At 61.7% G+C, this 277-nt stretch carries 1 protein-coding gene; it reads right to left on the reverse strand.

All coding sequences use genetic code 11. The features are described from left to right. Positions 1 to 277: hypothetical protein (locus tag ON31_RS29355; protein ID WP_039818297.1), on the reverse strand; the 277-nt coding region annotated here is incomplete at both ends.

The raw sequence follows: 277 nt of genomic DNA on the forward strand, positions 1-277 counted from the left end.
CGCGACCGGTACGCGCTGAAAGCTGGTGACCAGCAGATCGAACGCTTCGGTCGAATCCTTCGCGAGACCGTTCGTCACGAGCTGCGAAACGGTCTGAATCGCTTCGGGCACTTCGGTGCCGAACATCTTGCTGAAATTGAGCGCGTTCGTGGTGACCTGGTCGATACTCGCCTCGCCCTCCGAGCCCAGGGTCGCGAATCCGCTTTGCACCGCACCGATTGCGCTCGTCACATCGGCGAAGCTCTCACCGAGACCCTGCTTGTAGAGGTCGCCAGCG

The organism is Nocardia otitidiscaviarum NBRC 14405 (assembly GCF_000308635.1).
In the GTDB taxonomy this organism is placed as follows: Bacteria; Actinomycetota; Actinomycetes; order Mycobacteriales; family Mycobacteriaceae; genus Nocardia; species Nocardia otitidiscaviarum.